At 66.0% G+C, this 17,333-nt stretch carries 20 protein-coding genes, 1 tRNA gene and 1 other RNA gene; 6 read left to right on the plus strand and 16 right to left on the minus strand.

Annotated features, from left to right (window positions below):
* Positions 1-2 precede the first annotated feature (2 nt).
* Positions 3-1,586, plus strand: a complete 1,584-nt coding sequence (locus IEX25_RS04645; RefSeq protein WP_188714333.1) for a lysine--tRNA ligase — start codon at positions 3-5, stop codon at positions 1,584-1,586.
* Here IEX25_RS04645 and recR read toward each other — a convergent pair.
* From recR to trpA, 6 genes are all read right to left on the minus strand, one after another.
* The gene (recR, locus tag IEX25_RS04650; RefSeq protein WP_103172861.1) at positions 1,583-2,182 is read right to left on the minus strand and encodes a recombination mediator RecR; all 600 of its coding nucleotides are present in this window, start codon (positions 2,180-2,182) and stop codon (positions 1,583-1,585) included. The genes IEX25_RS04645 and recR overlap by 4 nt on opposite strands.
* Positions 2,183-2,184: 2 nt before the next feature.
* Positions 2,185-2,529: a YbaB/EbfC family nucleoid-associated protein gene (locus IEX25_RS04655; RefSeq protein ID WP_188714214.1), complete on the minus strand. Its 345-nt coding sequence runs from the start codon at positions 2,527-2,529 to the stop codon at positions 2,185-2,187.
* A gap of 4 nt (positions 2,530-2,533) precedes the next feature.
* Entirely contained in the window at positions 2,534-4,303 is a 1,770-nt protein-coding gene (locus IEX25_RS04660; RefSeq protein ID WP_188714215.1) for a DNA polymerase III subunit gamma/tau, read from the minus strand.
* Between the two features lie 66 nt (positions 4,304-4,369).
* On the minus strand, positions 4,370-5,095 hold the full coding sequence (locus IEX25_RS04665; RefSeq protein ID WP_229665038.1) for a molecular chaperone DjiA: 726 nt from the start codon (positions 5,093-5,095) through the stop codon (positions 4,370-4,372).
* A 44-nt stretch (positions 5,096-5,139) separates the two neighbouring features.
* Positions 5,140-5,658, minus strand: a complete 519-nt coding sequence (locus tag IEX25_RS04670) for a GNAT family N-acetyltransferase (protein ID WP_229665039.1) — start codon at positions 5,656-5,658, stop codon at positions 5,140-5,142.
* Positions 5,658-6,455: a tryptophan synthase subunit alpha gene (trpA, locus tag IEX25_RS04675; RefSeq protein WP_188714216.1), complete on the minus strand. Its 798-nt coding sequence runs from the start codon at positions 6,453-6,455 to the stop codon at positions 5,658-5,660. The genes IEX25_RS04670 and trpA overlap by 1 nt, the downstream gene beginning before the upstream one ends.
* Positions 6,456-6,552: 97 nt before the next feature.
* Between trpA and IEX25_RS04680 the strand changes: the two genes are divergently transcribed.
* Complete coding sequence (locus IEX25_RS04680; protein WP_188714217.1) at positions 6,553-7,083, plus strand: NF038132 family protein; 531 nt, start codon at positions 6,553-6,555, stop codon at positions 7,081-7,083.
* Positions 7,084-7,120: 37 nt separating this feature from the next.
* Here the strand turns inward: IEX25_RS04680 and IEX25_RS04685 are convergent, their stop codons facing one another.
* Positions 7,121-7,990 carry a LysR family transcriptional regulator gene (locus tag IEX25_RS04685; protein ID WP_188714218.1) on the minus strand — a complete coding sequence of 290 codons (870 nt, stop codon included), beginning with the start codon at positions 7,988-7,990 and terminating at the stop codon, positions 7,121-7,123.
* A gap of 134 nt (positions 7,991-8,124) precedes the next feature.
* Here IEX25_RS04685 and IEX25_RS04690 point away from each other — a divergent pair, with 134 nt between their 5' ends.
* A complete protein-coding gene (locus IEX25_RS04690; RefSeq protein ID WP_188714219.1) occupies positions 8,125-8,352 on the plus strand; it encodes a DUF1127 domain-containing protein in 228 nt (75 codons plus the stop codon).
* A 69-nt stretch (positions 8,353-8,421) separates the two neighbouring features.
* Here IEX25_RS04690 and IEX25_RS04695 read toward each other — a convergent pair whose 3' ends face one another.
* Genes IEX25_RS04695 through IEX25_RS04720 form a run of 6 tightly spaced genes read right to left on the minus strand, consistent with a single transcriptional unit; the run spans position 8,422 to position 12,673 of the window.
* Positions 8,422-8,907: an arsenate-mycothiol transferase ArsC gene (locus tag IEX25_RS04695; protein WP_188714220.1), complete on the minus strand. Its 486-nt coding sequence runs from the start codon at positions 8,905-8,907 to the stop codon at positions 8,422-8,424.
* 2 nt (positions 8,908-8,909) lie between these two features.
* On the minus strand, positions 8,910-9,389 hold the full coding sequence (locus tag IEX25_RS04700) for a UPF0262 family protein (RefSeq protein WP_103172854.1): 480 nt from the start codon (positions 9,387-9,389) through the stop codon (positions 8,910-8,912).
* Positions 9,386-10,699, minus strand: coding sequence for a histidinol dehydrogenase (gene hisD, locus IEX25_RS04705; protein ID WP_188714221.1), 1,314 nt, complete (start codon positions 10,697-10,699; stop codon positions 9,386-9,388). The genes IEX25_RS04700 and hisD overlap by 4 nt, the downstream gene beginning before the upstream one ends.
* Positions 10,700-10,759: 60 nt before the next feature.
* Entirely contained in the window at positions 10,760-11,236 is a 477-nt protein-coding gene (locus tag IEX25_RS04710) for a DUF2948 family protein (RefSeq protein ID WP_188714222.1), read from the minus strand.
* A 3-nt stretch (positions 11,237-11,239) separates the two neighbouring features.
* A complete protein-coding gene (gene murA, locus IEX25_RS04715) occupies positions 11,240-12,508 on the minus strand; it encodes a UDP-N-acetylglucosamine 1-carboxyvinyltransferase (protein ID WP_188714223.1) in 1,269 nt (422 codons plus the stop codon).
* Positions 12,509-12,673, minus strand: a complete 165-nt coding sequence (locus IEX25_RS04720; protein ID WP_188714224.1) for a hypothetical protein — start codon at positions 12,671-12,673, stop codon at positions 12,509-12,511.
* 123 nt (positions 12,674-12,796) lie between these two features.
* Here IEX25_RS04720 and IEX25_RS04725 point away from each other — a divergent pair.
* Positions 12,797-12,871: transfer RNA gene (locus IEX25_RS04725), tRNA-Thr, on the plus strand.
* A 77-nt stretch (positions 12,872-12,948) separates the two neighbouring features.
* Positions 12,949-14,544, plus strand: coding sequence for a peptide chain release factor 3 (locus IEX25_RS04730; protein ID WP_188714225.1), 1,596 nt, complete (start codon positions 12,949-12,951; stop codon positions 14,542-14,544).
* Between the two features lie 29 nt (positions 14,545-14,573).
* On the opposite strand, the gene IEX25_RS04735 is transcribed toward IEX25_RS04730, so the two are convergent.
* Positions 14,574-15,041 (minus strand): SspB family protein, encoded by a 468-nt coding sequence (locus IEX25_RS04735; protein ID WP_103172849.1) that lies wholly within the window; start codon positions 15,039-15,041, stop codon positions 14,574-14,576.
* A 131-nt stretch (positions 15,042-15,172) separates the two neighbouring features.
* Positions 15,173-15,527: a transfer-messenger RNA gene (gene ssrA, locus IEX25_RS04740) on the minus strand.
* Positions 15,528-15,581: 54 nt separating this feature from the next.
* Between ssrA and IEX25_RS04745 the strand changes: the two genes are divergently transcribed.
* Positions 15,582-15,839 carry a PepSY domain-containing protein gene (locus IEX25_RS04745; protein WP_103172848.1) on the plus strand — a complete coding sequence of 86 codons (258 nt, stop codon included), beginning with the start codon at positions 15,582-15,584 and terminating at the stop codon, positions 15,837-15,839.
* 49 nt (positions 15,840-15,888) lie between these two features.
* On the opposite strand, the gene gnd is transcribed toward IEX25_RS04745, so the two are convergent.
* On the minus strand, positions 15,889-17,289 hold the full coding sequence (gene gnd / locus IEX25_RS04750) for an NADP-dependent phosphogluconate dehydrogenase (RefSeq protein ID WP_188714226.1): 1,401 nt from the start codon (positions 17,287-17,289) through the stop codon (positions 15,889-15,891).
* Between the last annotated feature and the right edge of the window lie 44 nt (positions 17,290-17,333).

Raw genomic sequence — 17,333 nt, forward strand, 5'->3', positions numbered from 1 at the left:
CGATGACCACGCTGCGCGACGCCGCAATGCAATCGAAGGCCTGGCCGTTCGAGGAGGCGCGCCGGGTGCTGAAACGCTATGAAAAGAAGGATCCCGAAAAGGGCTATGTCCTGTTCGAGACGGGCTATGGCCCATCCGGCCTGCCCCATATCGGCACCTTCGGAGAGGTCGCGCGCACGACGATGATCCGCCGCGCGTTCCAGATCATCAGCGACATCCCGACCCGGCTGTTCTGCTTTTCGGACGACATGGACGGGATGCGCAAGGTGCCCGAGAATGTCCCGAACCAGGACATGCTGCGCCAGCATCTGCAGGAACCGCTGACCACGGTGCCCGACCCCTTCGGCGAATACGACAGCTTCGGCAGCCACAACAACGCCATGCTGCGCCGCTTCCTGGACACCTTCGGCTTCGAATACGAATTCATCAGCGCGACGGAATTCTACAAGTCCGGCCGGTTCGACGACACGCTGCTGCTGGCGGCCGAGCGTTACGACGCGATCATGGAGGTGATGCTGGCATCCCTGCGCGAGGAACGCCAGCAGACCTATAGCTGCTTCCTGCCGATCAGCCCCAAGACCGGCAAGGTCCTGTATGTGCCGATCAAGCATGTGGACGCGAAGAACGGCACCATCACCTTCGACGACGAGGATGGGCAGGAACTGACCCTGCCGGTGACGGGCGGGCAGGTGAAGCTGCAATGGAAGCCCGACTTCGGCGCCCGCTGGGCCGCGCTTGACGTTGACTTCGAGATGTATGGCAAGGACCATTCCACCAACACGCCGATCTATGACGGCATCTGCCGCATTCTCGGTGGGCGGGCGCCGGAACATTTCACCTATGAACTGTTCCTGGACCAGCACGGCCAGAAGATATCGAAGTCCAAGGGCAACGGGCTGTCCATCGACGAATGGCTGACCTATGCGGCGACCGAAAGCCTGTCCTATTTCATGTATCAGAAGCCCAAGACGGCCAAACGGATGTATTTCGACGTGATCCCCAAGGCCGTCGATGAATATCACCAGCAACTGCGCGCCTATCCCGACCAGACGCCGGACCAGCAGCTTGCGAACCCGGTCTGGCACATCCACGGCGGCGAGGTTCCCGCATCCGACATGGTGGTGCCGTTCCAGATGCTGCTGAACCTGGCATCGGTCGCGGGGGCCAAGGACAAGGACGGCCTCTGGGGCTTCATCCGCCGCTATGCGCCCGAAGCCTCGCCCGAGACGCATCCGGGGCTGGACCAGGCGGCGGGCTTTGCCGTGCGCTACTTCACCGACTTCGTGGCCCCCACCCGCCAGTTCCGCGAACCGACCGAGGTCGAACGCCGCGCGATGGAGGATCTGGCAGCCCACCTGGCCGCCTGGGACCAGCCGGCGGATGCCGAGGCCTTGCAGTCGATGGTCTTCGCCATCGGCAAGGATCACGGCTTCGAGCCGCTGCGCGACTGGTTCGCCGCGCTTTATCAGGTGTTGTTGGGGGCGGACCAAGGGCCGCGCTTTGGCGGCTTCATCGCGCTGTACGGCATCGAGGAGACACGCGCGCTGATCGAGAAGGCCTTGGCAGGGGAACTGGTGGCGGCTTAAAGCCGCCGCCGCGCGCGCAGCGCCGCGCTGATCGTGCCGTCGTCGAGGTAATCCAACTCCCCGCCGATCGGCACGCCCTGCGCCAGTCCCGTCACGGCGGCGCCGGTTTCGGCCAGTGCGTCGGCGATGTAATGCGCCGTCGTCTGGCCGTCCACGGTGGCGTTCAGCGCCAGGATGACCTCGCGGATCTTCTCTCGCTCGACCCGGTCGATCAGGGACGGGATGCCCAGGTCGTCCGGCCCGATCTCGTCCAGGGCGGAGAGGGTGCCGCCCAGCACATGATAGCGGCCGCCGAAGGCGCGGCCCCGTTCCATGGCCCAAAGGTCGGCCACATCCTGGACCACGCACAATTCGCCCGTGGCGCGGGCGGGATCGGTGCAGATCGCGCATTCGTCGCGGTCGGTGATGTTGCCGCAGGTCACGCATTCGCGCGAATTGACGGCCACGCGGTCCAGCAGCCCGGCAAGCTGGGACATCTGCCCGCTGCGCTTGCGGATCAGGTGCAGCACGATGCGCCGGGCCGACCGGGGGCCAAGCCCCGGCAGCCGGGCCATCAAGCCGACAAGCGCCTGGATGTCGTCGCTGCCGTCGGCCATGCTCAGAAGGGCAGCTTCATGTCGGCGGGCAGGCCCAGTTCCTGGGTCACGCGGGCCATTTCGGACTGCATCCTGTCCTGCGCCTTGCGTTGCGCGTCCTTGATCGCGGCCAGGATCAGATCCTCGACCACTTCCTTTTCGGACGGCACGAAGATCGACGGGTCGATGTCAAGCGCGGTCAACTCGCCCTTGGCGGTGGCGGTGGCCTTGACCAGGCCCGCGCCGGACTCGCCGGTCACGGTGATGGTGTCCAGGCTGGCCTGCACCTGAGCCATCCGGTCCTGCATCTCCTTTGCGGCCTTCATCATCTTGGCCATGTCGCCAAAGCCGCCCAAACCCTTGATCATGTCTCTATTCCTCGTCCTCGAAGGGATCCCATTCCTCGACCTCGGCCACGGGGCCCTGGGTCAGTTCGTGCGGGTTGGCCGCGCCTTCCGCCTCGACGGCCTCGACCTCGGGGGCAACGCGCCGCACGTCGCGCAGTTTCGCGCCTGGAAATGTCGCCAGCACCTGCTGCACAATCGGCAGCTGCATGGCCCGTTCCTCGCGTTCGCGCTGTTCCGCCGCCTGCTGTTCGGCAATGGTCGGCGCGCCACCTTCGTTCGTGACGGTGACGGCCCAGCGTTGTCCGCCCGTCCAGCCGCGCAGGCGCTCGGCCAGTTTCTGCGCCAGATCGCGGGGCGCGTTGCCCTTCGGCTCGAACTCGATCCGACCGGGGCTGTAGCGGACCAATCCCACATGCCGTTCCACCTGCACCAGCAGAAGCATGTCGCCCATCCGCCGGATCAGCTCCAGGACCGAGGCGAAGTCGGGCCAGGCCGCGAAGGCGTCGGGGCTGACGGCAAGCGCCGTCGCAGCCCTCGACCGCTGCGCGATCACCGGCGCGGGACGCGCGGCCCGTGGGGCCTGCGAAGGCGCGGCTGGGACGCCCTGGCGCGCGAAATCGCCCGCCGCCTGCGCCTGCTGGACCCGGCGGATCAGCGCCTCGGGGTCGGGCAGGTCGGCCACGTGGGTCAGGCGGATGATCGCCATTTCCGCAGCCATCATCGCGTTCGGCGCCGCCGACACTTCCTCCAGCGCCTTGAGCAGCATCTGCCAAAGCCGGGTCAGCACCCGCATCGCCAGCTTCTCGGCCAATTCCCGCCCGCGCACGCGTTCGTCGGGCGCGATGGTCGGATCCTCGCCCGCATCCGGCGTGATCTTCACCACCGAAATCCAGTGCGTGATCTCGGCCAGGTCGCGCAGCACGGCCACCGGGTCCGCGCCGTCGGCATATTGCGACTGCAACTCGGTCAGCGCCGCCGCCGCGTCGCCGCGCAGGATCATCTCGAACAGGTCGATGACGCGGCCACGGTCGGCAAGGCCCAGCATCGCGCGGACCTGTTCGGCGGTGGTTTCCCCCGCGCCATGGCTGATCGCCTGGTCCAGCAGGCTGGTCGCATCGCGGGCGCTGCCTTCCGCCGCGCGGGTGATCAGCGCAAGCGCGTCATCGGTGATCTGCGCGCCCTCGGCCGTGGCGATGCGGCGCAAAAGGGCGATCATCACCTCGGGCTCGATCCGGCGCAGGTCGAAGCGCTGGCAGCGCGACAGGACCGTGACCGGCACCTTGCGGATCTCGGTGGTGGCGAAGATGAACTTCACATGGGGGGGGGGCTCCTCAAGCGTCTTCAGCAACGCGTTGAAGGCACTGGTGGACAGCATGTGGACTTCGTCGATGATATAGATCTTGTAGCGCGCCGAAGCCGCCCGGTAATGCACGCTTTCGATGATCTCGCGGATGTCGTTCACGCCGGTGCGCGATGCCGCGTCCATCTCCAGAACATCGACATGGCGGCCTTCGCTGATCGCGACGCAATGTTCGCAGGCGCCGCAAGGTTCGGTCGTGGGACCGCCCTGGCCGTCGGGGCCGATGCAGTTCATGCCCTTGGCGATGATGCGCGCGGTGGTAGTCTTTCCGGTGCCCCGGATGCCCGTCATGATGAAGGCCTGCGCGATCCGGTCGGCGGCAAAGGCGTTCTTCAGGGTGCGCACCATCGCGTCCTGGCCGACAAGGTCGGCGAAGGTCTCGGGCCGGTACTTTCGGGCCAGGACCTGATAGACAGGTGCAGCGTCTTGGGGCATCACGGGGTCCGTCGCAGGGTCAGGGCGAACCTAGTCGCTGGCACCCGGCGCGGCAAGGGCCGCGGATCACTCGGCAGGCTGAGGGACCGATCCGCGACGCATCTGCCGGAACTTCTCCCACGCCTCGTTCAGGCGGCGGGTGCGGGCCTCGGCCAGGCGCACGGCCTCTGGCGGCAGGCCGCGGGCGATGGCGCGGTCGGGATGGGATTCCAGGATCAGGGCGCGGAAGCGCTTGCGTGCCTCGGGCATGGGGGTGTCCAGCGGGATGCCCAGCACGTCGCAGGGCGGGCAGTCGGTCTGGCGGTCATGGCGCAGGCGGATCGCGGCCACGCGTTCGGCGGGCAGGCCGAAGATGCGGCCCACCTCGTCGATGAACAGGATCTCGTTCTCGTGCATCCCGCCGTCGGCTACGGCGATGATGCACAGGCCTTCGATCACGTCGGCCAGGACCGGATCGCCTGCCGGGAACATCGCGGCGATGCGGCGCGCCCAGGCGTCGAAGCCCGCCACGTCCTGCCGCGCCAGGTCGAAGACGCGTGCGGCGTTCTTTTCCTCGGCCCTCGGGATGATGAAGACGCGGCGGAAGGCCGCGACCTCGGACCGGGCAACGTCGCCGTCGGATTTGGCAAGTTTCGCGCCAAGGGCGATAACGGCGATGGTAAAGGCCACGGATCGTTCAGGCGGAATCGCCGGCTTGGCGCTGCCCAAAAAGGCCGCCAAACGGTCGCCGATGCGCTGCCAGAAGCTGCGTGGCTTCGGCAGGCTGGGGCAGGGGGTATCGGTCGCGCGCATGTCCATGCCTTCAGGTTATCCCCTAACAACGCGCATGGGTAGTGTCAGGGTGTCGCGGTTTGTTCGCTTTTGTCCAGATCCTTGCCCATCAGGATCAGGTCGTGGAAGGCACCAAATTTCCATCCGGCGCAGGGGATGCGGCCCCATTCTTGATACCCTGCCCGCGCGTGGAAGCGCAGCGAGCCTTCGTTGGAAGCCGTGATCCCGCCGATCATCAGCCGGTGTCCGCAGGTGCGGGCGTGATCTTCCAAGGCGGCCAGCAACAGCCTGCCCGTCCCGCTGTTGCGGGCTTGGGGCGCAAGATAGATCGTGTGTTCCATGCTGCGGGCATAGCCGCCGCCATTGCGGAACTGGCTGTAGGTCGCGAAGCCCAGGATACCGCCGTCGGCCTCGGCCACCATGAAGGGGCGGCCGTCGGACTGGCGGTCGCGGACCAGGGCGGCGATCTCGGCCTCGCTGCGCTCGGTCGGCCAGAAGGTGATCACCGTGTCCCGGATGATCGGGTTCCAGATCGCCGCGATGGCGGGAACGTCTTCCTGCCGGGCACCGCGCAGCAGGACCATCAGCCGCGATGCGCCCCGGCGGCGAGGTCGCGCACGAAGTCCAGCACCTCGGGGACCGGGCGGCCCTCGCTGATCTTCTTGACGATGGCGCTGCCCACCACGCAGCCGTCGGCGACGCTTGCGATCGTCTCGGCCGCCTCGGGGGTTGAGATGCCGAAGCCCACGACGACCGGCAGGTTCGCCGCCTTGCGGATGCGCGCAACCTCGGGGGCGACTTCGGCGGCATTGGCGGCGGGGCCGCCGGTGATGCCGGTCACGCTGACATAATAGACGAAGCCCGAGGTGTTCTTGACCACCGCGGGCAAGCGCCGGTCGTCGGTCGTGGGCGTGGCAAGGCGGATGAAGTTCAGGCCCGCGCGTTGGGCCGGAATGCACAATTCGTCGTCTTCCTCGGGCGGAAGGTCCACGACGATCAGCCCGTCCACGCCCGCCTCCTTGGCGTCGGCCAGGAAACGCTCGACCCCGCCCGTGCGGGCATAGATCGGGTTGTAATAGCCCATCAGCACGACGGGCGTGGTATTGTCGGTCTTGCGGAACTCTCGCAGGATCGCCAGCGTCCGCGTGACGCTGCCCCCGGCGGCAAGCGCGCGCTGCCCGGCCGACTGGATGGTCGGGCCGTCGGCCATCGGGTCGGTGAAGGGCATCCCCAGTTCGATGATGTCCACCCCGGCGTCCGGCAGGCCGCGCATGATGTCCAGCGTCGTGGCGTCGTCGGGATCCGAGGCCATGATATAGGTCACGAAGGCCTTGCGCCCCTGGGCCTGAAGGCGCTGAAAGGTGTCGTCGATCCGGGTCATGGTCATCCTCTTGAGAACGCCAGTCTGTGTGTCCCACTTCGGCAGCGGGATCAAGTGTCCCGCCAGATGAGATCGGGCGCAATTCGTCGCGGGCGACGTGCTGGAATTCTATTTCAACTATGTGACCAGCGACGGTGCCGGCTTTGCGGATTACGGCTGGTCCAGGCTTCTGGATGCCACGACCAGCGATGAGGTCGCCCTGCTGTTCACGGCACGCACCACGCCGTCGGGGTCCAGCGTTCCGGGCTTTGGAATGCCTGCACCTGCGGCCACGCTGGATCCCGTGTCCGTCGATATCCAGGACGGTGCGACGACCTGGGACGTGCTGGGTGGTAGCAGCGGCACCTGCTATCTGGCCATAGGCCAGGGATGCGGCGCGACGGGATGGGTCAAATCGACCTATGCCATCACCGAGGCAGGCACCTATACGTTGCAGTTCGGGGTGACCAACTGGAACGATGCCGCGTTCGATAGTGCCATGGCCTTTGCCGGCGCCAAGATCGGCGACGTGATCATCACGCCGCCGGTCGATCCTTCCGCTGTCCCGCTGCCGGCCAGTGCGCTGCTGCTGGGTGCGGGGATCGGCGCCATGGGCGTGATTCGCCGTCGTCAGAAGGCCAAGGCCTGAAGAAAGCCGGCTGATCCGCCAAGGTGCGGGTCAGCCGTCACGCCGCCATGGCGGCCACTTCGCAGACGGCCCGTCGGAGATATCCCGCAAACTCGGCCGCTTCGCGCCGTGCCGGACCGTCGGCGACATAGACGTTCAGCCATGTGGGCGGCAGGGGCGGCAGCGCCCCGCCATGTTCCACCGGCTCCAGCCCGGCCTGCGCGATGCCGCGCGGCAGGATGGTGATGCCCAGGTCGGCCGCCGCGCTGACCCGCCATGTATCGCTGCCGCCATCGGCCACGGCCTGCACCCATTCGATGCCCGCCCGGTCCAGGGCCGTCAGCCCCACCGGATAATAGGCGCAATGCGGCGAATTCGCCAAAGGCAGCGGCCGCTGGGTCCAGGCATTGCCGCCGATCGCACCGAACCAGGCCAGATCCACCTTGGCCAGGTGGATCGCACCCGGCGGCGTCTCGAATTCCGTGGTCAGGATGACATCGTGTTCGCCACGCTTCATCTGCTGGCGCAGGTCCTTGCTGCGGCCATCGTTGATGATCAACTCGATCCGCGGATTGGCCTGGCGAAAGGCGCGCACAGCCTGCGCCACCTTGGTGAACAGCCAGTCGCTGGTCAGCCCGACGCGCAACCTGGAATCGGGCCGTTCGCCGGTAAAGCGGGACACGATTGAATCGTTCAAGGCCACCAGCTTGCGCGCCTCGATCAACAGTTCCGTCGCAAAATCCGTCAGCACCACGCCGCGCCCCTGCTTTTGCAGCATCGATTCGCCGAACAGGTCGTCCAGCCGCTTGATCTGCATCGACAGCGCGCTCTGCGTCATGTTCAGCGCCTCGGCCGCGCGGGTGACGGCACCATATTCAGCCACCGCCTGAAGCGAGCGGAGAGTAGAGATGTCGAGGTTCCGCATCATTCATGTTCCTTGATGAAAAGGATCAAAAACATTCGTTTCAAAGATACAAGAAGCTGCGCTATCTATCAATCATGGAAATTGAAAAACCCTAAGGCATCACGTCAGGTGATGCTTTTCATCACCGGAGACGAACGATGTTCACCAAGACAGCCGCTTCGCTTCCCTTTGTTGCCGGGCACGGCCATTCTCCGCGCCCGTCCTGGGGCAAGCGCATCACCACCATGCTGAGCCTGCGTCGCTCGCGCCTGGATCTTGCCTATCTCAGCGACGAACAATTGCGAGACGTCGGATTGACCCGCGACGATGTCGCAACCGAAATCGCGCGTCCGATCTGGGACGTGCCTGCGAACTGGCGTCGCTGATCTTACCCCATCAGGATTGCCAAACTGCCGCGCCGCCCTTGATGGGCTGGCGCGGTTTTTTCGATCGGGTCACAAGGGGTCGGCATCCTGGGTTTCCGGCGGGATGGGTGGGCCGAAGCGTTCGATCATCCGGGCCTTGATCTGGTCGCGCGTCTGGCGATAGACGGCCAGCCTGGCTTCGCGCCCTTCTGCCAGGCCGGTGGGATCCATGATGGGCCAGTATTCGACGTCCAGATGGAACACGCGGGTCAGTTCCAGGGCCTGCCGCTGGCTGGCCGGGGACAGCGCGACGATCAGGTCGAAGCCGCCCAGATCGTCCCCCCAGTTCTTCATTTCCTCGAAGCTGCGGCTGCGGTGGTTTTCGATCCTGATGCCGATTTCGTCGCACACGGCGATGGCGAAGCCGTCCACCTCCATGTCGTTCTTGACGCCCGCCGATTGCACATAGGCCGTCCGGCCATAGAACTTCTTCATCATGCCTTCGGCAATGGGCGACCGGATGGAGTTGTGATCACAACAGAACAGGACCGAGGCGGGGATCGTGTTCTGCGTCATCGTCAGCCTTGGGGCACCAGGGCGCAGATCAGGGTGAACAGGCGCCGGGCGGTGTCGATGTCCAGTTCGGCCTTGCCTTCCAGACGTTCCTGCAAGGTCCGCGCGCCTTCGTTGTGGATGCCACGCCGGGCCATGTCTATCGCCTCGATCTGGGCGGGGGGCAGGCGTTTCACCGCATCGAAATAGCTTTGGCAGATCTGGAAGTAATCCTTGGTCACCTGCCTGAACGGCCCCAGCGACAGGTGGAATTCGGCCACCTTTTCGCCGCCTTCGCCCGCCAGGTCGAAAACCAGCCGGCGTTCGCGGATGCACAGGTCCAGCTTGAACGGGCCCTGCGAGGCGGGCTGGCCGTCGCGCCCCGGCACGGTGAAGCTGTTGTCCTCGATCAGGTCGAAGATCGCGACGCGGCGCTCCTGCTCCATTTCAGGGGTGGCGGGCGGCGCCTGCGAATCGTCGATCTGGATATGGATGATCCGGGTCATTCCGGCGCCCTTTCGTTCAGCTGCTCCAGCCGGACGCGGATGGATTCGCCATGCGCCTGCAGGCCCTCGGCGGCGGCCAGCCGCATGGCGGCGTGGCCCACGGCGTTCAGCGCGCCCGGCGTCAGGCGGGCCATGGTCGTGCGCTTCAGGAAATCCAGCACCGACAGCCCCGAGGAGAACCGCGCCGACCGCGCCGTGGGCAGGACGTGGTTGGGTCCGCTGACGTAGTCGCCCACGGCTTCGGGCGTGTGCGGTCCCAGGAAGATCGCGCCCGCATGGACGCATTTCGCGGCCAGGGCCTCGGGGTCGTCCACGCACAGTTCCAGATGTTCGGGCGCGATGCGGTTCGACAGGCTTGCCGCCTCGTCCAGGTTGCGCACCACGATGATGGTGCCATAGTCGCGCCAGCTTGCCCCGGCGATGGCGGCGCGGGGCAGGGTGGGCAGGATGCGGTCCACCGCGCCTGCGACCGCATGGCCCAGGGCCGCGTCGGTGGTGATCAGGATCGACTGGGCATCCGCGTCATGTTCGGCCTGCGCCAGAAGGTCCAGCGCCAGCCAGTCGGGATGCTGGTTACCCTGGGCGATGACCAGGACCTCGGACGGGCCAGCGATCATGTCGATGCCGACGCGGCCAAAGACCTGCCGCTTGGCGGCGGCGACATAGGCGTTGCCCGGCCCGGTGATCTTGTCCACCGGCGCGATGGTGTCGGTGCCATAGGCCATCGCCGCCACGGCCTGCGCGCCGCCGATGCGATAGATCTCCGTCACGCCCGACAGTTGCGCGGCCAGCAGCACCAACGGATTGATGTGACCACCCGGTGTCGGCACGCAGATCACCAGCCGTTCCACCCCAGCGACCCGCGCCGGGATGGCGTTCATCAGGACGGATGAAGGATAGGCGGCCTGGCCCCCCGGCACATACAGCCCCGCCGCCGAAACCGGCGTCCACCGCCAGCCCAGGGTCGCGCCCTGGGGGTCGGTCCAACTGGCGTCCTGGGGCATCTGGCGTTCGTGATAGGCGCGGATGCGGTCGGCGGCCAGCGTCAGGGCCGCGCGGTCCTGGGCCGGGACATGGGCCACCTGGGCCGCGATCTCCTCGGGCGAGAAGCGCAGGCGCTCGGCGGGAAGATCCAGCCTGTCGAAGCGCCGGGTCAGGTCGCACAGCGCGGCGTCGCCCCGCTTGCGCACATCGGCGATGATCGCGGCCACCGCGTCATTCACATCGGTCGAATCCTCGCGCTTGGCCGACAGCATGTCGGCGAAGCGGGATTCAAAGTCGGGCTGCGATGTGTGAAGCGTTACCGGCATGGTCTTTCCCCTGGCGTCACGCCTTGTTAGCCGCAAGCCGGCGGCGCCTCAAGCCGCGCTTCAGTCGGGGTGGACGGGGGCCTTGCCGGACACTGCGCGATAGGGCCGGGTGACGTCGCGAAGGTCGATGTTGATGCATTCGACCTCGGCCACCAGGGTGCCGTCGCCCGCGAATTCCAGCAACAGCCGCCCCGTGCCGTCCTCGCCCGGTTGCCAGACCATCGCCAGCAGTTCCAGGACGGTGTCGGCATCCCGGCTGATCCCGTCCGACAGGACCCGCTGCACGTCGCGGATCAGCAGGACCGACCGGACGCGTTCATAATCGCGCCCCTCGGATGCGGCCTGTTCGGCGTCTTCCCAGCGGAACCGGTTCAGCAAAAGGGCCAAGGACCGCCCGCGGTGGTCATAGGACATCTCGGATGCGGGCAGGATCGCGTCCTGCAGCAAGGCCGAGAGGATGCGCAGATCCTGCTCGTCCTCGGCCATCAGCGCCAGGGGCGCGGGATCGGCATCGGCAAAGCGGGCGTCCTGTGGCATGGCTTATTCCTCTTTCACGCGTTCGATATGGGCTCCCACGCCGCGCAGCTTGCGCACGACATGTTCATAGCCCCGGTCAAGGTGATAAACCCGGCTGACCGTGGTCTGGCCTTCGGCGGCAAGCCCCGCAAGGATCAGGCTGACCGAGGCGCGCAGGTCCGTGGCCATCACCGGCGCACCCCGCAACCCGTCAACCCCGGTCACGGTTGCATGGCCGCCGTGAACCTCGATCCTTGCGCCCATGCGGGTCAGTTCGGGGGCGTGCATGAAGCGGTTCTCGAAGATCGTCTCCTCCAGCACGCTGGTGCCTTCGGCCACGCACATCAGCGCCATGAACTGCGCCTGAAGATCCGTCGGGAAGCCGGGGAAGGGTTCGGTCGTGACATTGACGGCGCGGATGCTGTTCCGGCGGCTGACCTTGATCCCGCGCGCGGTTTCGGTGACGTCGATCCCGGCCTCGTCCAGCTTTTCGCAAAAGGCCGACAGCAGCTCGATCCGGCCGCCCAAGCATTCGACCTCTCCGCCGCAGATGGCGGGGGCCAGCATATAGGTGCCAAGCTCGATCCGGTCGGTCACGACGGGATGGGTCGCGCCGTGCAGGGCATCGACGCCCTGGATGGTGATGGTGCTGGTGCCTTCGCCCTCGATCTGCGCCCCCATGGCGCGCAGGCACCGGGCCAGGTCCACGATCTCGGGTTCTCGTGCGGCGTTCTTCAGGACCGTCGTGCCCTTGGCAAGCGTCGCGGCCATCAGCGCGTTCTCGGTCGCGCCCACGGATACCAGCGGGAAATCGACCACCGCCCCGCGAAGCCCGCCAGTCGGCGCCTTGGCATGGACATAACCGTCGCGCAGATCCAGTTCCGCCCCCATCGCCTCCAACGCCTTCAGATGCAGGTCCACGGGCCGCGCCCCGATGGCGCAGCCGCCGGGCAGCGACACTTCGGCCCGGCCATCGCGGGCCAGCATCGGACCCAGCACCAGGATGGATGCGCGCATCTTGCGCACGATGTCGTAATCGGCGCGGTGGCTGGTCAGCGCATGGCTGGACATGGCAAGAACCTGGCCGTCCTGCAGGCTAGCGGCCTCGGCCCCCAGGCTTTGCAGCAGGGCGGTCATGGTGCGGATGTCCGACAGGCGCGGCGCATTGGTCAGCGTCAGCGGCTGGTCCGTCAGCAGCGTCGCGGGCATCAGCGTCAGGCAGGCGTTCTTGGCCCCCGCAATCGGGATTTCGCCCTGAAGCGGGCCGTTCCCGCGAACGATGATCTGGTCCATCTAGCTGTCGTCCTTGCCTGTATCGCTGTCCTGCGGCCCGTCCGCCTCATCGACCGCCCGCGCGCGCGCCTGTGCCTTGCGGCGTTGCAGGTTGGCGCGCAGGGCAGCGCGCAGCCGTTCGTCGCGGCTGTTCTGCTTCTTGCTGTCGTCGGGCCGGTCGCTCATCCGCATCCTGTTAGCCTTGGTTGCACCCGCAGTCCAGCAAAGGTGACAGGAACGCCAGGTCGGATTTTTCCGCCGACCCCCCTTGCGCGGGGCCGCCGCTTTGTCTAAACGCCCCCTCAAGATGCTGTGGTAGCTCAGTGGTAGAGCACACCCTTGGTAAGGGTGAGGTCGAGAGTTCAATCCTCTCTCACAGCACCATCTTCCAGAATGCCTCCGACCATGCCGCAAAGCCCTTGGCGATTGCGCATTTCCGTTTCGCAGGCTACAGGCCGCCCATGACAAACCGCCCCGATCTTCCCCCCGAAATCGCCCGTCGCCGCACCTTCGCGATCATCGCGCACCCGGATGCCGGCAAGACCACGCTGACCGAAAAGTTCCTGCTGTTCGGCGGGGCGATCCAGATGGCGGGGCAGGTGCGCGCCAAGGGTGAGGCGCGGCGCACGCGGTCGGACTTCATGAAGATGGAGCAGGATCGGGGCATTTCGGTCAGCGCGTCCGCGATGTCCTTCGACTTCGACCGCTATCGCTTCAACCTGGTCGATACGCCGGGCCACAGCGACTTTTCGGAAGACACCTATCGCACGCTGACCGCCGTGGATGCGGCGATCATGGTGATCGACGGGGCCAAGGGCGTCGAATCGCAGACCCGCAAGCTGTTCGAGGTCTGCCGGATGCGCGACCTGCCGATCCTGACCTTCTGCAACAAGATGGACCGCGAAAGCCGCGACACCTTCGAGATCATCGACGAGATCCAGGAAAACCTGGCCATCGACGTGGCGCCTGCAAGCTGGCCCATCGGGTCGGGGCGCGATTTCCTGGGCTGCTATGACCTGCTGCATGACCGGCTGGAACTGATGGACCGGGCCGACCGCAACCGGGTGGCCGACTCGATCAAGATCAGCGGGTTGGACGATCCAAAGCTGGCCGAGCATATCCCCGCGGACCAGCTTGAAAAGCTGCGCGAGGAGGTCGAGATGGCGCGCGAGCTGCTGCCCGCCTTCGACCGCAAGGCCTTCCTGGAAGGGCACATGACGCCGATCTGGTTCGGCAGTGCGATCAACAGCTTCGGCGTCAAGGAACTGATGGTCGGCATCGGCGAATTCGGCCCCCAGCCGCAGCCCCAGAACAGCGCCGACCGCGAGATCGCGCCCGAGGAGAAGCCGGTGACCGGCTTTGTCTTCAAGGTGCAGGCCAACATGGATCCCAAGCACCGCGACCGGGTGGCCTTCGTGCGCCTTGCCAGCGGGCATTTCGAACGCGGGATGAAGCTGACCCATGTGCGGTCGAAAAAGCCGATGGCGGTGACGAACCCCGTGCTGTTCCTGGCCGCTGACCGCGAACTGGCGGAGGAGGCTTGGGCCGGCGACATCATCGGCATCCCGAACCACGGCCAGCTTCGCATCGGCGACGCCCTGACCGAAGGCGAGGCGCTGCGCTTCACCGGCATTCCGTCCTTCGCGCCGGAACTGCTGCAATCGGTGCGCGCCACCGATCCGATGAAGGCCAAGCACCTGGAAAAGGCGCTGATGCAATTCGCCGAAGAAGGCGCGGCCAAGGTCTTCAAGCCCATGATCGGGTCCGGCTTCATCGTCGGCGTCGTGGGCGCCCTGCAGTTCGAGGTCCTGGCCAGTCGGATCGAGATCGAATACGGCATCCCCGTCCGCTTCGAGGCGTCCCAGTTCACCAGTGCCCGCTGGGTCGCTGGGCCCAAGGACAAGGTCGATGCCTTTGTCCAGGTCAACAAGGGCCATATCGCCCAGGACCATGACGGCGACATGGTCTATCTGACCCGTCTGCAATGGGACATCGACCGCGTGAGCCGCGATCATCCTGAATTGCGACTGACCGCGACAAAGGAAATGATGGTGTGAAAACAGGGGCGCTTCAGGCGCCCCTTCTGCTATTTCCGCCAGCGGTCCAGTTGCACGACCTCGCCGCCGCCATTCGGGGCACCGTCGGGATTGTCGTCGCCGTCTTCACCGTCTTCGTCATCCTCCTCATCATCGTCGGATTCCTGCGTTTCGAAGCGCAGGCCGAATTCGACGGACGGATCGACAAAGGTGCGCAGCGCGTCAAAGGGGATGCGCAGCGGTTCGGGAGAGTTGCCGAAGTTCAGGGTGACGGTGAAGCCTTCGTCGTCCACGGTCAGGTTGTCGAACCAGTGCTGGATGACAATGGTCATTTCCTCGGGGTAACGCTCTCGCAGCCAGTCGGCCATCTCGACGCCTTCGTCGCGCGTGTCGAAGGTGATGAAGAAATGATGATCGCCCGGCAGACCGTGTTCGGCGACGCGTTCCAGCACATCCGCGATCAAAGCCTGCATCGCGCGATGCATCATTCCGCCATAGTCGATTCCCGATCGCGCCATGCCCGTCCCCTTCGATTTCGGGCCAGCATAGGCATATGACGGACGATGAAAAGGGGGGCGTCCCGCGCATGGGCAAGAAACACGCGCAGCTTCACGGGACGGATGGGAAGCAGGGGAAATAATGGGTTGGAGGTGCAGGATTCTGTTGCCAGGCTCCTGCGGGCCCCGCCTTACGCTGCTAGGCGCAAGGGCTTAGGTTTCGATCACTCGAACTGCTTACGCAGCCAGAGCAACCGGAGCACGGTTGTCGTTGGCAACTGTACATTTTGCACCGATAACGGTGGTGGCTCACCGAGACAAAGCAAACATCTTTAGACGTTCGTCGATCCTGTTTCGACCCCAAGGCCCCCCAACGAGGGTGATCTGGTGGAGTCGCCGGGTACCGCCCCCGGGTCCGATCCGCTTATTCCATGCGCGTTTATGTCCATAGTCCGAGTTGCCCCGGACAGGTCGAATATAGGACCGCGCCTTGCCCGCCGCAAGACCCCGGAACCCCGGGCAGGACAAGTCGTTGGGTCCCGCAACGCAAGGAGTTTACCCATGACGATTCGCATGATTGCCCTGGCCACGCTGATTGCCGCCCCCACCGCGCTGATGGCGCAGGATACCCCGCCCGAAGGCTCGATGCCCTTGTCGCAGCTGGTGACCAAGCTTGAAACCGACCTCGCGGGCGAACTGGGCCACATCACCGATGTGTCCTGGGACGACGACGGCTATTGGGAGGTCGAGTATCACAACGCCGAAAACCGCGAGGTCGAGATCCGCGTGGATCCCGCCACCGGCGAAGTGCGCCAGTAAGCGGCCCGGCTTTTCCGCGAAGGGGGGCAGCATCGCTGCCCCTTTTTGCTTATGCGATCCGGCCCCAGGGGCCATGCGGATCGTCGATGCCGTCCAGGCGCTGGAAGCCGTGCGCGCCAAAGAAGTCGCGCTGTGCCTGGATCATGTTGGCCGTGCTGCGCCCGGTGCGCATCAGGTCGAACCACATCAACCCCGACGCCAAGGCAGGCAGCGCGTGCCCGGCCGCCGCACCCTGGGACACGACCTGCCGCAGGGCCGGCATGGCGGTCTCGATCAGGTCGGCGAAGAAGGGCGCCATGATCAGGTTGCGGGCTGGATCCTCGGCCAGGGCCGATGCCATGTCGTTCAGCATGGCGGACCGGATGATGCAGCCTGCACGCCAGACCCGCGCGATCTCGGGCAGATCCAGCGTCCAGCCGAATCGTTCCGACGCCGCCGCGATCATCGCGAAGCCCTGGGCATAGCAAAGGATCTTGCCCGCGATCAGCGCCTGTTCCAGAACCTCGGGCGGCAGGGAACAGGGCTGCGGGGCCGGGCCGAACAGCGCCTGGCCGGCCAGCCGTTCGTCCAGACGGGCCGAGACATTGCGGGCCATCACCGCGGCCTCGATCACCGGGATGGGGGCGGACAGGTGCTGCGCCTCGATCGCGGTCCAGCGGCCGGTGCCTTTCTGGCCTGCGCGATCCAGGATCACGTCCACCATCGGCTTGCCGGTATGGGGGTCGATGGCAGCGGTCACCGCCGCCGAAATCTCGACCAGATAGGATTTCAGAACGCCCCCGTTCCACCGGGCGAAGATGCCCGAGACCGCGGCGGCATCCATGCCCATGCCGTCGCGCAGCAGGCCATAAACCTCGGCGATCATCTGCATGTCGGCATATTCGATGCCGTTGTGGACCATCTTGACGAAATGTCCCGCCCCCGCATCGCCCATCCGGGCGGCGCAGGGGGTGCCATCCTCGGCCCGCGCGGCGATGGCGGTCATCACATCGGCCACGCGGTCCCAATCGGCGGCGTCGCCCCCGCCCATGATGGCGGGACCGTGGCGCGCCCCTTCCTCTCCGCCTGAAACCCCCATGCCGAGGAAGCGGAAGGGCAGGCGGGCGGCATTGCGGCGGTTGGTGTCGTGGAAATCGGCATTGCCCGCGTCGATCACCAGATCATCGACATCCAGCAAGGGTGCCAGGGCGGCAAGCTGGTCATCGACCGGCTGGCCTGCAGGCACCATGAGGATGATCGCGCGTGGCGGTGCGATAGCGGCCACCAAGTCGGCCAGCGACTCGGTCGGGACAATGCGCGGTGCCAGTTCGCCTGCGCCTGCCGCAAAATCCCGCGTCACCTGGATGGTGCGGTTCCAGACCGCGATGGGAAAGCCTTTTTCCGCGATGTTCAGCGCCAGCGCCGATCCCATCGTTCCCAAGCCGATCAGCCCGATCCGTGCCTGTTCCATGCGCGATCCTTCCCGCAAATCCATGTTTGCGGCTGTTTACGCTA

The sequence above is a fragment of the Paracoccus acridae genome (assembly GCF_014642735.1).
Taxonomy (GTDB): Bacteria; Pseudomonadota; Alphaproteobacteria; order Rhodobacterales; family Rhodobacteraceae; genus Paracoccus; species Paracoccus acridae.

Excerpts from the sequence above, each read along its gene's own strand:
- IEX25_RS04695 (WP_188714220.1), bottom strand. The coding sequence starts at position 8,907 with ATGACGCAGAACACGATCCCCGCCTCGGTCCTGTTCTGTTGTGATCAC.
- IEX25_RS04720 (WP_188714224.1), bottom strand. The coding sequence starts at position 12,673 with ATGAGCGACCGGCCCGACGACAGCAAGAAGCAGAACAGCCGCGACGAA.
- IEX25_RS04730 (WP_188714225.1), top strand. The coding sequence starts at position 12,949 with ATGACAAACCGCCCCGATCTTCCCCCCGAAATCGCCCGTCGCCGCACC.
- IEX25_RS04735 (WP_103172849.1), bottom strand. The coding sequence starts at position 15,041 with ATGGCGCGATCGGGAATCGACTATGGCGGAATGATGCATCGCGCGATG.
- IEX25_RS04700 (WP_103172854.1), bottom strand. The coding sequence starts at position 9,389 with ATGACCCGGATCATCCATATCCAGATCGACGATTCGCAGGCGCCGCCC.
- recR (WP_103172861.1), bottom strand. The coding sequence starts at position 2,182 with ATGGCCGACGGCAGCGACGACATCCAGGCGCTTGTCGGCTTGATGGCC.
- gnd (WP_188714226.1), bottom strand. The coding sequence starts at position 17,289 with ATGGAACAGGCACGGATCGGGCTGATCGGCTTGGGAACGATGGGATCG.
- IEX25_RS04745 (WP_103172848.1), top strand. The coding sequence starts at position 15,582 with ATGACGATTCGCATGATTGCCCTGGCCACGCTGATTGCCGCCCCCACC.
- IEX25_RS04660 (WP_188714215.1), bottom strand. The coding sequence starts at position 4,303 with ATGCCCCAAGACGCTGCACCTGTCTATCAGGTCCTGGCCCGAAAGTAC.
- murA (WP_188714223.1), bottom strand. The coding sequence starts at position 12,508 with ATGGACCAGATCATCGTTCGCGGGAACGGCCCGCTTCAGGGCGAAATC.
- hisD (WP_188714221.1), bottom strand. The coding sequence starts at position 10,699 with ATGCCGGTAACGCTTCACACATCGCAGCCCGACTTTGAATCCCGCTTC.
- IEX25_RS04645 (WP_188714333.1), top strand. The coding sequence starts at position 3 with ATGACCACGCTGCGCGACGCCGCAATGCAATCGAAGGCCTGGCCGTTC.
- IEX25_RS04665 (WP_229665038.1), bottom strand. The coding sequence starts at position 5,095 with ATGCGCGCGACCGATACCCCCTGCCCCAGCCTGCCGAAGCCACGCAGC.
- IEX25_RS04690 (WP_188714219.1), top strand. The coding sequence starts at position 8,125 with ATGTTCACCAAGACAGCCGCTTCGCTTCCCTTTGTTGCCGGGCACGGC.
- trpA (WP_188714216.1), bottom strand. The coding sequence starts at position 6,455 with ATGACCCGGATCGACGACACCTTTCAGCGCCTTCAGGCCCAGGGGCGC.
- IEX25_RS04670 (WP_229665039.1), bottom strand. The coding sequence starts at position 5,658 with ATGGTCCTGCTGCGCGGTGCCCGGCAGGAAGACGTTCCCGCCATCGCG.
- IEX25_RS04655 (WP_188714214.1), bottom strand. The coding sequence starts at position 2,529 with ATGATCAAGGGTTTGGGCGGCTTTGGCGACATGGCCAAGATGATGAAG.
- IEX25_RS04710 (WP_188714222.1), bottom strand. The coding sequence starts at position 11,236 with ATGCCACAGGACGCCCGCTTTGCCGATGCCGATCCCGCGCCCCTGGCG.
- IEX25_RS04685 (WP_188714218.1), bottom strand. The coding sequence starts at position 7,990 with ATGATGCGGAACCTCGACATCTCTACTCTCCGCTCGCTTCAGGCGGTG.